The organism is Roseomonas sp. CECT 9278 (assembly GCF_918698155.1).
Lineage (GTDB): Bacteria > Pseudomonadota > Alphaproteobacteria > Acetobacterales > Acetobacteraceae > Neoroseomonas.
This window is the reverse complement of the sequence record NZ_CAKKLX010000075.1, coordinates 1-13,637: the sequence shown is the minus strand read 5'-3', so window position 1 is coordinate 13,637 and position 13,637 is coordinate 1. Positions and strand designations below refer to the sequence as shown.

Genomic DNA, 13,637 nt, shown 5'->3' with positions numbered 1-13,637 from the left:
CCGGATGGGACGATGGACGGGGTCCCTTGCTCTGGAGCGGGCTCGATCACCCAAGGCCTGCGCGGGCTCCCGTCCACCTCCAGCCTCGCCGTCTCAGGCCGTGACGGCAAGGGGAAGATACAAGGCCTTTAGGCCTTTGGTGGGTGGGGGTCCGGGGGAGGGCAAGCCCTCCCCCGCCCGCTACTCCGGCCGCACCCCTGCCGCCTGCAGCACCGCCGCCACGCGCGGCAGGTCCGCCCGCACGAAGGCCTCGAAGGCGGCCGGCGTCGCGTATTGCGGCTGCACCTCGACGCCGATCTCCGACAGGCGCGGCGCCATGCGTTGCATGCCGGCGTTGAAGGCCGCGTTCAGCGCCGCGACCGCGGCCGCCGGCGTGCGCGCCGGCACGAAGGCGCCGAACCAGGCCTCCGCGTTCCAGGCCGGCAGCCCGCCTTCGGTGGCCGAGGGCACGTCCGGCAGGATCGCCGCGCGGGTCGGCCCCGCCACCGCCACCGCGCGCACCGTGCCGCCGCGGATGTGGCCGACCGCCGAGGCGATCGGGTCGATGCACATATGCGCGTTGCCGGCGATCACCGCCGCCATGGCGGGCCCGCCGCCGCGGAACTGCACCATCTCCATCTGCACGCCGGGCACCGCGGCGCGGAAGATCTCGGAGGCCAGGTGGTTGCCGCTGCCGATGCCGGCCGAGGCGAAGTCCACCTTGCCCGAATTGGCGCGCAGCCACGCCAGCAGCGAGGCCATGTCGGTGATCGGCAGCCGCGGGTTCACCACCAGCACCTGCGGCACGCGCCCCAGATGCGCCACCGCCGTGAAGTCGCCGAGCACGTCATAGGGCATGCGCGCCACCAGGTTCGGCGCGATCACATGGGCGTTGGAATGCAGCAGCACGGTCTGGCCGTCGGGCGCGGACTTCGCGACCATCTCGGAGCCGATCAGCCCGGCGGCGCCGCCGGCGCGGTTCTCGACCACCACGGTCTGGCCGAGCAGCCCGCCCACCGTCTCGGACAGGGCGCGCGCCACCACGTCGGTGGCGCCGCCGGGTGCGAAGGGCACCACCAGCCGGATCGGGCGGTCGGGGCGCCAGGCCGGTTGGGCGCGGGCGATGGCGGGTGTCACGAGGGCAAGCGCGAGTGCTGCGCGGCGCGTGGTCATGGCGGTGGTCTCCCTGTGGCGCGGCGTCTGTCGGCCGGCCTTGTTCGCGTGTCGTGGCGTCCGGGCGGCCGCGTCGGGCCCGCCCGGGGCAGTCGCTTCTACTCCGGCTGCACGCCGGCGGCGCGCAGGATGCGCGTGTAGGTCTCGATGCCCTCGCGCACCAGCGCCATCACCTGCGCGTTGGTCTCGAAGCCGGCGCGCGGCGCCACGCCGGTCAGCTCGTTCAGCCGCGCCGAGCTCTGCTGGATCGCCTGGCGGAAGGCGGCGCCAAGGGCCGCGACGACCTCGGGCGGCGTGCCCTTCGGGGCCACGATGGGGAAGAACTCCTCGTGGACCACGCCGGGCAGGCCGGCTTCCGTGGCGTTGGGCACGTCGGGCAGCGCCGGGCTGCGCTGGCCGGACAGCACCGCCAGCGCCCGCAGCGCGCCGCCGCGCACCTGGCCGATCGCGGAGGCCATGGTGGGCGTGCCGAAATGCGCCTCGCCCGAGACCAGCGCCGCGATGCCGGGGCCGCCGCCACGGTAGTGCACCGTCTCGGCCTGCACGTTCATCAGGCTCATGAACAGCAGGCCGCCGATATGCGGGCCGCTGCCCAGGCCGGCCGAGGCGTAGTTGAAGCGCCCGGGACTGGCGCGCAGCAGGGCGACGAACTCCTGCGCGCTGCGCGCCTCGACGCGCGGGTTCACCACCAGCAGGTGCGGCGAGAAGCCGGCCACCGCCACGCCCTCGAAATCCGTCAGGGTGTTGTAGGGCATGCGCGCGACCATCGCCGGCACGGTCGCGAGCGAGCTGTTGATCAGCAGCGTGTAGCCGTCGGCCGGGGCCCGCGCGGCGGCCTCGGAGCCGATCACGCTGCCGGCGCCGGCGCGGTTGTCGATGATGATCGGCTGGCCGAGGATCTGGCTGGCGGCCTCGGCGACGATGCGCCCGACGATGTCGTTCGACCCACCCGGCGCGGCGGGCACAATGAGCCGGACCGCCCGTGTCGGCCGCCAACCGGCCTGGGCCTGGGCGATGGCGGGGGCGGCAAGGGCAAGCGCGAGCGCGGCGCGGCGCGTGGTCATCACGATGGTCTCCCTGCGGCGCGGCTTCTGGCGGCCGGCCTGGTTGCGTTGGTCATGGTGCAGGCGAAGCACCCGGGCGTCCGACTGGCAGGCCGCCCGGGGGCCTGCGTCACTCGGGCTGGACGCCGGCGGCGCGCAGGATGCGGGTGTATTCCTCCACCCCCTCGCGCACCAGGGTCATCACCTGCGCGTTGGTGTCGTAGCCGGCGCGCGGCGCCACGCCGGCGAGTTCGATCAGCCGCGGCGCGCTCTGCTGGATCGCCTGGCGGAAGGCGGCGCCGAGGGCGGCGACGATCTCGACCGGCGTGCCCTTCGGCACGGTGATGGGGAAGAACTCCTCGAGCACCACGCCGGGGATGCCGGCTTCGGTCGCGCTCGGCACGTTCGGCAAGGCAGGGCTGCGCTGGTTCGCCAGCACCGCCAGGGCGCGCACGCCGTCGCCGCGGATCTGGCCGAGCGAGGAGGCCATGGTCGGGGTGCCGAACTGCGATTCGCCCGCGACCAGCGCCGCCACGGCGGGTCCGCCACCGCGGTAGTGCACCATCTCGGCCTGCAGGTTCATCCGGTTGGCGAAGACCAGGCCGGCGATGTGCACGCTGCTGCCGATGCCGGCCGTGGCCTGGTTCATGCGCCCGGGATTGGCGCGCACCCGTGCGACCAGCTCGGCCGCCGTGCGGGCCTCCACGCGCGGGTTCACGACCAGCGTATGCGGCGAGAAGCCGGCCACCGCCACGCCCTCGAAATCGGTCACGGCGTTATAGGGCATGCGGGCGACCACGGCCGGCACCGCCGCATGGGCGCTGTTGATCAGGACCGTATGGCCATCCGCCGGGGCGCGCGCCGCGGCCTCGCTGCCGATCACGCTGCCGGCGCCGGCGCGGTTCTCGATGACGATGGCCTGGCCGAGGATCTGGCCGGCGGGTTCGGAGATGATGCGGCCCACGATGTCGTTCGACCCGCCCGGCGCGAAGGGCACGATCAGGCGGATCGGGCGCGTCGGGCGCCAGGCGGACCCCTGCGCCTGCACGAGCGCCGGCGCGGCAAGGCCGGCCATCGCGAGGCCGAGCGTGGAACGGCGGGTCGGCGTCATGGAGGAATCTCCCTGGCATTCGGTTGCGGGCCGGCCGGTTCGTCCGGTCGTGCCGTCGATGGACAGCCCATCCTACAGACTGTTCAAGGCGGCGCCGAGAGGCGCAGCCCAAGGCCGGCCCCGGCGCCCCCCGAGGCGGGAGGGCGGGCCGTGGCCGGGCCTTCGGGACCATGTCTTACCCCGAACCACCGGCGACGCCACCCCCCGGCATGGATCATCGGCGCGCGCCGCGCTATCGGATGCGGGCCCGAGGGAAACGCCGCCGCATGCCCACCGCCGCCCAACGCCTGATCGACTTCCTCGCCCGCCAGGGCATCGACCGCGCCTTCTGCGTGCCGGGCGAATCCTACATCGCGCTGCTGGATGCGCTGCACGCGCATCCGGCCATCGACCTGGTGACCTGCCGCAGCGAGGGCGGCGCGGGCTTCATGGCGGTGGCCGATGCCAAGCTGACCGGGCGGCCGGGGGTGGTGCTGGTCTCGCGCGGGCCCGGTGCCTGCAATGCCTCCATCGCCGTGCACACGGCGGAACAGGACGCCACGCCGCTGATCCTGCTGGTCGGCCAGGTCGAGAAGCGCGACCTGCGCCGCAACGCCTTCCAGGAGATCGACTACGCCCGGATGTTCGGCGGCATCGCGAAATGGGTGGGCGAGGCGACCGAGGCATCGCAGGTGCCGGAACTGATCGCGCGTGCCTATGCCATGGCGATGCAGGGCGTGCCCGGGCCGGTCGTGCTCTCCCTGCCCGAGGACCTGCTGGCCGAGGCCTGCGATGCGCCGGAGGTGCCCGCGACCCTCGTGGCGCCCGCGATCCCGGCACCCGCGGAGGTGGCGCGGCTGGCGGAACTGCTGCGCGGCGCCGAACGCCCGATCCTGCTGGCCGGCCACGCCTTCGACCGCCCTGGCGCGCGCGACGCGCTGCTGGCCTTCGCGGAAGCATGGACCCTGCCTGTCGCCGTGTCGTTCCGCCGACAGGACCTGTTCCCGAACCGCCACGCGCTCTATGCCGGCGACCTCGGCCTGCGGAACCCGGACGCGCAGCGCGCGGCGTTCGCCGAAGCCGACCTGGTGCTGGCGCTGGGCACGCGGCTGACCGACATCACCTCGCAGGGCTGGAGCTGGCCGGCGGCCGGGCAGCGGCTGGTGCATGTGTGTGCCGAACCGCGCTTCCTGGGCTGGCACTTCCCGGCCGAGATGGCGCTGGCCGCCGATGCGGCGGCGCTGATCGCGGCGCTGGCGGATGAAGCGCCGGCCGCGCCCGCCGCGCGCGAGGGCTGGAACGCCCGGCTGCGCGCCATCCATGTCGCCGATACCGGCATCCGCGCGGCGCAGCACAATGACGGCGTGGCCTTCGCGGAGGTGGCGCGGCGCATCGGCGAGATCGCCGCGCCGGATGCGATCGTGACTCTCGATGCCGGCACCTTCGGCGCGCCCTTCTACCGCAAGGTGTCCTGGACGCCGCCGCAGCGGCTGGTCGCCCCCGTCTCGGGCGCGATGGGCTTCGGCGTGCCGGCGGGTGTCGCGGCGGCGCTGCGCTACCCTGGCCGCCAGGTGATCGCGGCGGTGGGCGATGGCGGGGCGCTGATGACCGGGGGCGAATTCGCCGTGGCGGTGGCGCGCGGCGTGCCGCTGAAGATGATCCTGTCCGACAACGGGTCCTATGCGTCGATCCGCATCCACCAGGAGCGCGCGCATCCGGGGCGCGTCAGCGGCACCACGCTGGAGAACCCGGATTTCGTCGCCTGGTGCGGCTGCTTCGGCGTGCCGGTGACGCGTATCGACAGCACCGCCGACATGCCCGCGCTGGCAGCCGCGCTGGCCGCGCCGGGGCCGGCGGCGATCGTGGTGCGGACCTCGCTGGCCGCCGTGCTGCCCGCGACCGCGATGCGCGCGGCGGAATAGCAGGCGGTGGCCGCGCTGCCGCCCGGTGCGCAGGCGCGGCTGGACGCGACCGATGCCGCCCTGGCGCCGGCGGCACGGCTGGCGCAGGCCGCGCATGCCGGCGGGGGCGCGGCGGATACCCTGGCGCTGACCCGCGCCGCCGTCGACGCGGCGCCGCAGGACCTGGCGCTGCGCGTCGCGATGGCAGTGGTGCAGGCGCGCATCGGCGCGCATGGCAGCGCCGCCGCGACCGCCGCGCCGGTGATCGATGCCGCGCGGACCGACGCCGCGCTGGCCGACCGCATCGCCATGCTGGGCGATACGCTGGCGCGCAACGGCGCCCTGGCGGAGGGCTGCGCCATGCTGCGCGCGGCGTGGCGCGCCAGCCCGCGCCCGGTGATGCTGCGCGCGCTGCTGGCGGCCGGGCTGCCGGCCTATCGCCGCAGCCTGAACGAGGGCGCCGACGACGCGCTGCTGGCCGAGATGACCGAGGCCGCGCTGGCCGGCATCGCGACCCTGCCGGTATCCGACCTGGCCGAGCTCGCGCGGCTCGCGGCCGATGCCGGGCGCGACGACCTGGTGCGTGCGCTGGGCCTGGCGGCGCTGGCCGCCGGCGCGCCGGACCGCGCCGCCCGGATCGGCGGCTTCGCGGGCGAGGCGCCGATGGCGGCGGGGCTGGCGCTGCTGGCGACCGGTCGCGCCGCGCAGGCCGGCATCGCCTTCGAGGCCGCGCTGGCCGCCACGCCGACCGACCCGGCGGCGCTGTTCAACACCGGCATGGCGGCGCTGGCGGCAGGCGATGCGTTGCGGGCGCAGACGCTGGTCGCGGCCCTGCCCGCCTGCGGCGCGGACGCGATGCGCCAGGCCGCCTGGCCCTGCTTCGGTGCCTTGCCCTGGCCCTTCGGCGCGCCGCCCGCCGCGCCGCCGCGCGATGGCTGGCCACGCATCCGGCTGGTGACGCCCTGCTTCAACCCCGGGCCGTGGCTGGAGGAGACCATCCTGTCGGTCGCCGCACAGGGTTATCCGGCGGTCGAGCATGTCGTGGTCGATGCCTGTTCGACCGACGGCACGGCGGCGGTGCTGGCGCGCCACCGCGACCGCCTGCATGGCGTGATCCGCGAACCCGATGGCGGCCCGGCCGAGGCGATCTGCAAGGGCTTCGCCGACAGCGACGCGGAGCTGCTCGGCTGGATCAATGCCGACGACCTGCTCGCCCCCGGCGCGCTGCACCGGATCGGCGCGGCCTTCGCGGCGGATCATTCGGCGGATATCGTCCACGGCTTCGCGCTGGCGCATCGCGGGCGGCAGGTGCTGGGCGTGCATCGCGCGCTGGCGGCGGGACCGCAGGGCTTCACGGTCGACGGGCTGGCCGACGTGTTCGGCCGCTGGGCGCAGGGAGACTACTTTTTGCAGCCCGAGGCGCTGGTGGCGCGGCGCTTCTGGGAGCGTATCGGCGGGCGGCTCGATACCTCGCTGTCGGCGGTGTTCGACTACGAGATGTGGCTGCGCGCGGCGGCGGCCGCGCCGCGCATCGTGACGATCCCGTGGCCGGTCGCCCTGTACCGGCTGCACGGCGCGCAGCGCAGCGCCGGGCGCGCGGCCCTGGCGGCGGAGCAGGTGGCGGTGCGCGACCGCTTCACCACGCCGGCGCCGCCGGCGATGCGCGCCGCCGCGATCCGCGATGCGCTACGCGCCGCGCTGGCGCGCCGGCCGCTGCGCCTGCTGCTGGTGGATGCCCGCGCCGCGGAGACACTCAGCCCGCAGGCGCAGGCCGCGGCCGTCGCGACCCTGGCGTCCGCGGGCATTGCGCTGGAGGTCGCGCCGCGGCTGCCGGGCGATGCCGCGGCGCTCGACATCGTGGTGCGGATCCTGCGCGCGCATGATGGCGGCGCCTGGGTCGGCACCCTGCGCGCGGCGGGCTTCGCCGGGCCGGTGGTCGGCTGGCTGGTCGAGGATGACCGCGACCCCGCCGCCAACCAGGATATCGCGCGGGCGCTCGATGTGGTGGTGCCGGCGCGCGCGGCGCATCGCAGTGCGCTGCTGCAGGAGGTCGCGCTGGTGCTGCCGGCGCTGGCGCCGCCCGGCGGACTTGCCGCTTCCATGCACGCAACCCCGGCCGGCGCTGTGCCGGGCGCCGTGGATGCACCCGTTGCTATCGGCGAATCGTTGTCGCTCGCGTCACGGTTGCAGGGTCTGGTGGCGGCGCTGCGCGATGCCGCCGCCTGACGGCTGCGAAACCCTTCGCATGGCGTGATGCACGACGCTGCGCCGCCGCGCGCCTTCGTGGTATGGACCGCTCTCCATGCCCAGGCTGCGCGCCCTTCTCGTCGCCTTCGCCATGCTGCTGCTGGCCGTGCCCGCGGCGGTGGCGCAGCCCGGCGCGCGGGTGGCGCTGGTGATGGGGGTGGGCAGCTATCGCGCCATTCCGGCGCTGGCCAATCCGCCGAACGATGCCCGCGCCATCGCCGACCAGCTGCGGCGCACCGGCTTCGACGTGGACCTGGTGCTGGATCCCGACCGGCTTGAGATGGAACAGGCGGTGCGACGGCTCGGCCAGCGCGCCGTGGGGGCTGAGGCCGCGCTGTTCTTCTATGCCGGCCATGCGCTGGAATTCGGCGGGCGCAACTGGCTGCTGCCGGTCACCACCGATGTCCGCACCGACCGCGACCTGCGCTTCGAGGCGCTCGACCTCGACAGCGTGCTGGCGCAACTGGAATCCGCGCGGGTGTCGATCGTGCTGCTCGATGGCTGCCGCGACAATCCGTTCAGGCTGCGGCTGGCTTCCGCCACGCGCGGCATCGCCACCAGCCCCGGCCTGACGCCGGTGCGCGCGGCAGTCGGCACGCTGATCGCCTTCGCCACCGCGCCGGGCGAGGTCGCGGAGGACGGCAACGGCATGCACAGCCCCTTCACCGCCGCGCTGGTCCGCAAGATCGCGACGCCGGGGCTCGAACTGCGCTCCATGATGGCCGAGGTACGGCGCGAGGTGCGCGAAGCGACCGCCGGCCGCCAGGTGCCCTGGGAGCATTCGGCGATGGAGGGGGCGTTCTACTTCATCGCGCCGCCCGTTGCCGTGCCGGCGGCCATCACCGTGCCCGCCGCGCCGCCGCCCGCCGCCGCGGCGCCGCGCGACGACCGCGCCGAGATCCTGTTCTGGGAGAGCGTGCGGTCCGGCAATACCGTGGCGGATTACCGCGCCTACCTCGAACGCTTCCCGAACGGCACCTTCGCGCCGCTGGCGCGCGCGCGGATCGCCGCGCAGGAGCCGCGGCTGGCCGCCGTGGCACCGCTGCCCGCGCCGCAGCCGCCGGCGCCGGTGCAGCCCGCCGCCGCGGCGGTGCGCATCACCGCGACCGACCTGGCGCAGCGCGTGCCCCATGTGTCGCCGGCGCATGCGCGCAGCACAGCGCAGGGGTATCTCTCGGCGCCCGGCCCGAACCGTGCGCTGGCGGTGAATCCGGAGCGCCAGACCAGCTTCCGCGTGCAGGGATTCTCCTCGGCCGAGGATGCCGAGACGGTCATGCTGGAACGCTGCCAGCTCACCTTCGGCACGCCGTGCATCCTGGTGGCGGTGAATGACAGCATCGTGCCGGTCGAACTGGCGGCGCGGCGGCGCGACATGCCGCGCATCCAGCACGCCGGCGCCTATGACCCCGAACTCGTGCCCGGCATCGCCGCACGCCGGCGCGCCGACATGGCCGAGGTGACGGGCTATGCGCGCGAGGCCGGCGCCAAGGCGATGGCGTTGCACCCGCAGGGCCGCGTGGCGGTGGCGACTGGCGCGCGCAGCCCCGAGGACGCCGCGCAGCGGGCGCTGGCCGCGTGCCGCACGCTGGCGCAGCGCGAACGCCTGCCGGGCAATTGCACATTGTATGCGGTGGGCGACCAGGTGGTGCTCCCGCAGCGGCTGGCCGCCACGCGCTGAGCGACGCGTCGCGGCTGCGCCTTGCGGTGCAGCCTGGCGCGAGGGCGCGGTCCTGCCCGCCTGCCGGGATGTCCGTCCGCCCTGTTTCGCGGGAAGGCCCCCGGCGCGTCGTGGTCACGCGCAGCTGCGCCCGGTCGGATGAGTCCGCCTGATCGGGATCCGCTCCCGCGGGCCAGCGTTGCAGGATGCTCACGGCGGTGGCCGTGCTGGCGCTCGCGTCACACCGCGCGGACGCGTCCCTCGGCATCCGCCGGCAACAGGCCGAAGGGGTCGAAGACCAGCGGCGCCGCGCGCGCGAGAGCCGCCAGGTCGAAGGCGCGATGCGGCGTGCCCAGCACCAGGGCATCCGGCGCCGCGTCCGCGGGATGCGCGACGCGCGGGATCTCGGCCAGGTCGGGCGGCGGGTCGCCGATCAGTGGATCGCACCACAGCGCCTCAGCCCCCGCGCCGCGCAGCCCGTGCAGCAGCGCCACCGGCGCGGCGCCGCGCAGATCCGCCACATCCGGCTTGTAGGTCACGCCGGCGACCAGGATGCGCCGGCCCTCGATGCTGCCGCCGAAGGCGTCGGCGATCGCCGCGGCGACACGACCGGGGCGCGCCTCATTCGCCGCCAGCGCCAGGTCCAGCAGGCGGGACGGCGCGCCGGCGCGGCGCGCTTCCATCTGCAGGAAGGCCGGGTCGACCGGGATGCAATGGCCGCCGGCGCCCAGGCCCGGCCAGAAGGGCGCGAAGCCGAAGGGCTTGGTCGCCGCCGCGGCCACGACGTCACGCGTCGGCACGCCCAGCGCGGCGAAGGCGGCGTGCAGCTGGTCCATCAGCGCGACATTGACCAGGCGGTAGGAGTTTTCGAGCAGCTTGGCGCATTCCGCGATTTCCGGCGTCGCGACCGGCACCACCGTGTCGGTCACGCGGTCCCAGAAGGCGCGGGCCTGCGCCAGCGATGCCGGGTCGGGCGCACCCAGCAGCCGCGCGATGCGCCGCGGGCCGCCCTGCGCATCGCCGGGATTCTCCCGTTCGGGCGACACCGCGAGGAAGACGTCCCGCCCGACGCGCCAGCCATCCTGTTCCAGCGCGGCGCGGCACAGCCCGTTGGTCGCGCCCGGCTGGCAGGTCGACACCAGGCAGGCCAGGGCGCCGCGCGGCATCCGCGCACGGCAGGTGGCAAAGGCCGCGGCCACCGCCGAGAGGTCCGGCCGGCCCGCCGCATCGAGCGGCGTCGGCACGCAGACCAGCCAGGTCGCGGCCGGCGGCAGGGCGGCGGGATCGCTGGTGCTGCGCAGCCGGCCGCCGCGCCGCCCGGTGGCCTGCCAGGCGGCCTCGGCGGTTCTGCCGGCCGCCGCGCAGAGGTCGAACCCGGTGACCAGGAAGCCCGCGGCGGCGGCTTCGAGCGCCAGCGGGCGCCCGACATAGCCGAGGCCGATCACCACCACCTCGCCCGCCGGGGCGATGGCAGGCAGCGGGGCGTCGGGCCGGAGACCGGTGTCGGGCATCGACCGCCATAGTCGATGAATTGAGGAAGTTTTTCAACCTATGGATGATTTTCCGCGACGAACGCTGGCCCGGCCCCGCGGATTGCGCGAAACACGTGGCAGGGCCGGGAGGGGTGAGCATGGACAGCACGGCAGGCAGCAGCCTCAGGCCAGCGCGGGGCGCGGCATGACCGGCGAGGTGCATCACGTCACGCATCCGCTGGTGCAGCACAAGCTGACCCTGATGCGCGAGGCCGCCTGCGCGTCGTCCGATTTCCGGCGGCTGCTGGGCGAGATCGCGGGGCTGCTCTGCTACGAGGTGACGCGCGACCTGCCGGTCGAGCAGGTGCCGATCGCGACCCCGCTGGAACCCATGATGGCGCCGCGCATCGCCGGGCGGAAACTGGTGCTGGCGCCGGTGCTGCGGGCGGGGCTCGGGATGCTGGACGGCATGATGGCGCTGGTGCCGGCGGCGCGCGTCGCGCATGTCGGGCTGTACCGGGACCCGGCGACGCTCGCGGCCGTGGAGTATTACTTCAAGGCGCCGACGGATGTGGCGGAACGCACGGTGCTGGTGCTCGACCCGATGCTGGCGACCGCGCATTCGGCGGTGGCGGCGGTGGACCGCTTCAAGGCGCGCGGCTGCCGCGACATCCGCTTCGTCTGCCTGCTGGCAGCGCCCGAGGGGATCGCGCATTTCCACGACCGCCACCCGGACGTGCCGCTGTGGACGGCGGCGATCGACCGGGGGCTGGACGACCACGGGTATATCCGGCCCGGGCTGGGTGATGCCGGGGACAGGATGTGGGGGACGAGATGACTTGCCCTCGGACGGCAGGCGGGCCGCGTCCGCGGCCCTTGCCTTCGCGCCCTGCACTGGCGCGCCCGGCGCGGCTGATGGTCTGGGCGCGGTCGCGCTGTGCGCTCGCGGATCGTGCAGCCGCACGATCCGAAGGGGTGCGCGCTGTCGTCAGCCGCGCACGGGGTTGAGGCGCCAGATGGTGAAGTTCAGCGTCGCGGCGAAGGTGACCCAGGCCAGGTAGGGCAGCAGCAGCAGCCCTGCCGTGCGGCTGATCGGCAGGAACAGCACGATCGTCGCCAGGATCGACAGCCACAGCCCGATCACCTCGATGAACGCCAGATCCGGTCGCTTCAGGCCGAAGAACACCGCCGACCAGCCGGCGTTGAACAGCAGCTGCACCACATAGACCGCCAGCGGCAGCGCCGCGCCCGCGATGCCCGCTTCGCGCCACACCATCCAGCCCGCCACCGCGATCATGATGTAGAGCACCGTCCAGGCCGGCGCGAAGGCCCAGTCCGGCGGGTTCCAAGACGGCTTGGCGAGCCCCCTGTACCACTCGCCGGGCATGAAGACGGCGCCCGACATCGCCGTGACGAAGCACAGGGCGATGAAGGCCAGCAGGCCGAGCAGCGAGGTCATGTCCATCAGCGGGATATGGCGATCCGGAGCGGGGTTGTCGACGCGCAAGTCATGCAGCGCGCCAGCCCGCCCCCGGTTTCACGCGGGCGGCTGCGCGCCGCGTCACGCCACCCGGCGCGTCGCCGGCAGGCTCGCGAGCGCCGTGCGAAAGGCATCCAGCGTCTGCGCCACGTCCTGCGCGGTATGCGCCGTGGACAGGTAGTACTTGCTGTCGCCCTTGAGGATGCCGCGGCCGCGCAGCACGCCGTTCACGTGCTTCTGCATGGCGGCATCCTGGCGGAAGATGGCGCGATAGTCGCGCAGGTCGCCCTCGGCATAGACCACGTCGAACATCACGGCATCGCCGACCACCTGGGCCGGGATGCCGGCCTCGGCGATCAGCCCCGTCAGCCCGTCCATCAGCGACCGCCCGGTCGCAAAGACACCCTGGTAGGCCCCCGGTTCGCGCAGCACGGCCAACGTCGCGAGCCCCGCCACCGCCGCGACCGGATTGCCCGACAGCGTGCCGACCTGCGTGAGGAAACGGTCCTCGCCGACCGCCGCGCGGTCGAAGTGCCTCATCATGCCGGCCCGCCCGGCCACCGCCGCCAGCGGAAAGCCGCCGCCGATGATCTTGCCGAGTGTGCAGATGTCGGGCGTGACGCCGTAGTATTCCTGCGCGCCGCCATAGGCGAAGCGGAAGCCGGTCACCACCTCGTCGAAGATCAGCGGGATGGACAGGCGCGCCGTCACCTCGCGGATGGCGGCGAGGAAGCCGGGCCTGGGCGGGATCAGGCGCTGGAAAGGCTCCATGATGACGCCGCCGATCTCGTCCTGGTGCGCCTCGATCAGGCGCACCGCGGCCTCGATGTCATTGAAGGGCGCGACCAGGACTTCGTTGCGGATGGCATCGGGGATGCCGGGGCTGTCGGGCACGGCTTCCGGGAAATTCGCCAGGCGCTTCGGCGCCAGGCTCATCATCCCCCAGTCAGACATGCCGTGGTAGCCGCCCTCGAACTTCACGATCTTAGGCTTGCCGGACACCGCACGCGCCAGGCGCATGGCATAGGCATCGGCCTCGGACCCGGACGAGACGAAGCGCACCTGGTCGGCGCAGGCGACCGCGTCGACGATTGCCTCGGCCAGGCGGATGCCTGGTTCGCTATTGGCGAAGAAGGTCGTGCCCTTGGGGATCTGCGCGAGCACCGCCTCGGTCACCGCGGGGTGGTTGTGGCCGATGAACATCGGGCCGGAGCCCAGCAGGTAGTCGATGTAGTCATGGCCCGAGACGTCGCGGACGTGCCCGCCCTGGCCCTCGGCGACCACGATGTCGGCGGCGAAGTTGCCGAAGCCGCCGGCCGGCAGCACGCGCCGCGCGGCCTCCATCAAGGCCAGTTCGGCCGCGTCCTTCGCGATGCCCGCCATCGTCATGCTCCTTGCGTGTCGCGTGAAGGCTAGGACGCCCGGCGCCGCGCGTCACGGCCCTGCCCGAGCGGCCGATCCACGGCTCCGGCACAAGCGCCTGCGCCGATCGGGCGCTTTGGCCGAGCGGCCGATTCACGGCTTCGGCACAAGCGCCTGCGCCGATCGGGCGCTTTGGCCGAGCGGCCGATTCACGGCTTCGGCACAAGCGCCTG

Annotated in this window: 10 protein-coding genes; 4 read left to right on the top strand and 6 right to left on the bottom strand. The window is 74.2% G+C overall.

The genetic code is table 11. The annotated features are described in order from the left end of the window. Nucleotides 1-180: 180 nt before the first annotated feature. The 3 genes from LQ222_RS24890 to LQ222_RS24880 all read right to left on the bottom strand — a co-directional run bounded on the left by LQ222_RS24890 (nucleotide 181) and on the right by LQ222_RS24880 (nucleotide 3,306). Complete coding sequence (locus tag LQ222_RS24890; RefSeq protein WP_230169573.1) at nucleotides 181-1,152, bottom strand: tripartite tricarboxylate transporter substrate binding protein; 972 nt, start codon at nucleotides 1,150-1,152, stop codon at nucleotides 181-183. Nucleotides 1,153-1,250: 98 nt separating this feature from the next. Next, nucleotides 1,251-2,216 (bottom strand): tripartite tricarboxylate transporter substrate binding protein, encoded by a 966-nt coding sequence (locus tag LQ222_RS24885; RefSeq protein WP_230169572.1) that lies wholly within the window; start codon nucleotides 2,214-2,216, stop codon nucleotides 1,251-1,253. Nucleotides 2,217-2,325: 109 nt separating this feature from the next. Next, nucleotides 2,326-3,306 carry a tripartite tricarboxylate transporter substrate binding protein gene (locus tag LQ222_RS24880; RefSeq protein WP_230169571.1) on the bottom strand — a complete coding sequence of 327 codons (981 nt, stop codon included), beginning with the start codon at nucleotides 3,304-3,306 and terminating at the stop codon, nucleotides 2,326-2,328. A gap of 266 nt (nucleotides 3,307-3,572) precedes the next feature. Here LQ222_RS24880 and LQ222_RS24875 point away from each other — a divergent pair, with 266 nt between their 5' ends. From LQ222_RS24875 to LQ222_RS24865, 3 genes are all read left to right on the top strand, one after another. Beyond that, nucleotides 3,573-5,207: a thiamine pyrophosphate-binding protein gene (locus LQ222_RS24875; protein ID WP_230169570.1), complete on the top strand. Its 1,635-nt coding sequence runs from the start codon at nucleotides 3,573-3,575 to the stop codon at nucleotides 5,205-5,207. 6 nt (nucleotides 5,208-5,213) lie between these two features. Then, nucleotides 5,214-7,412, top strand: coding sequence for a glycosyltransferase family 2 protein (locus tag LQ222_RS24870; RefSeq protein ID WP_230169569.1), 2,199 nt, complete (start codon nucleotides 5,214-5,216; stop codon nucleotides 7,410-7,412). Between the two features lie 76 nt (nucleotides 7,413-7,488). Then, on the top strand, nucleotides 7,489-9,111 hold the full coding sequence (locus LQ222_RS24865) for a caspase family protein (protein ID WP_230169568.1): 1,623 nt from the start codon (nucleotides 7,489-7,491) through the stop codon (nucleotides 9,109-9,111). Nucleotides 9,112-9,329: 218 nt separating this feature from the next. Here LQ222_RS24865 and LQ222_RS24860 read toward each other — a convergent pair whose 3' ends face one another. Beyond that, nucleotides 9,330-10,601, bottom strand: coding sequence for a nucleotide sugar dehydrogenase (locus LQ222_RS24860; protein WP_230169567.1), 1,272 nt, complete (start codon nucleotides 10,599-10,601; stop codon nucleotides 9,330-9,332). 166 nt (nucleotides 10,602-10,767) lie between these two features. Here LQ222_RS24860 and upp point away from each other — a divergent pair, with 166 nt between their 5' ends. Next, entirely contained in the window at nucleotides 10,768-11,400 is a 633-nt protein-coding gene (gene upp / locus LQ222_RS24855; protein ID WP_230169566.1) for a uracil phosphoribosyltransferase, read from the top strand. Nucleotides 11,401-11,550: 150 nt separating this feature from the next. On the opposite strand, the gene LQ222_RS24850 is transcribed toward upp, so the two are convergent. Beyond that, nucleotides 11,551-12,027: a TspO/MBR family protein gene (locus tag LQ222_RS24850; RefSeq protein WP_230169565.1), complete on the bottom strand. Its 477-nt coding sequence runs from the start codon at nucleotides 12,025-12,027 to the stop codon at nucleotides 11,551-11,553. Nucleotides 12,028-12,123: 96 nt separating this feature from the next. Beyond that, nucleotides 12,124-13,425 (bottom strand): aspartate aminotransferase family protein, encoded by a 1,302-nt coding sequence (locus LQ222_RS24845; protein ID WP_230169564.1) that lies wholly within the window; start codon nucleotides 13,423-13,425, stop codon nucleotides 12,124-12,126. Nucleotides 13,426-13,637: the final 212 nt, after the last annotated feature.

Bases quoted from the DNA above. Each gene is read 5' to 3' on its own strand.
- LQ222_RS24890 (WP_230169573.1), bottom strand. From the start codon at position 1,152: ATGACCACGCGCCGCGCAGCACTCGCGCTTGCCCTCGTGACACCCGCC.
- LQ222_RS24885 (WP_230169572.1), bottom strand. From the start codon at position 2,216: ATGACCACGCGCCGCGCCGCGCTCGCGCTTGCCCTTGCCGCCCCCGCC.
- LQ222_RS24880 (WP_230169571.1), bottom strand. From the start codon at position 3,306: ATGACGCCGACCCGCCGTTCCACGCTCGGCCTCGCGATGGCCGGCCTT.
- LQ222_RS24875 (WP_230169570.1), top strand. From the start codon at position 3,573: ATGCCCACCGCCGCCCAACGCCTGATCGACTTCCTCGCCCGCCAGGGC.
- LQ222_RS24865 (WP_230169568.1), top strand. From the start codon at position 7,489: ATGCCCAGGCTGCGCGCCCTTCTCGTCGCCTTCGCCATGCTGCTGCTG.
- LQ222_RS24860 (WP_230169567.1), bottom strand. From the start codon at position 10,601: ATGCCCGACACCGGTCTCCGGCCCGACGCCCCGCTGCCTGCCATCGCC.
- upp (WP_230169566.1), top strand. From the start codon at position 10,768: ATGACCGGCGAGGTGCATCACGTCACGCATCCGCTGGTGCAGCACAAG.
- LQ222_RS24850 (WP_230169565.1), bottom strand. From the start codon at position 12,027: ATGGACATGACCTCGCTGCTCGGCCTGCTGGCCTTCATCGCCCTGTGC.
- LQ222_RS24845 (WP_230169564.1), bottom strand. From the start codon at position 13,425: ATGGCGGGCATCGCGAAGGACGCGGCCGAACTGGCCTTGATGGAGGCC.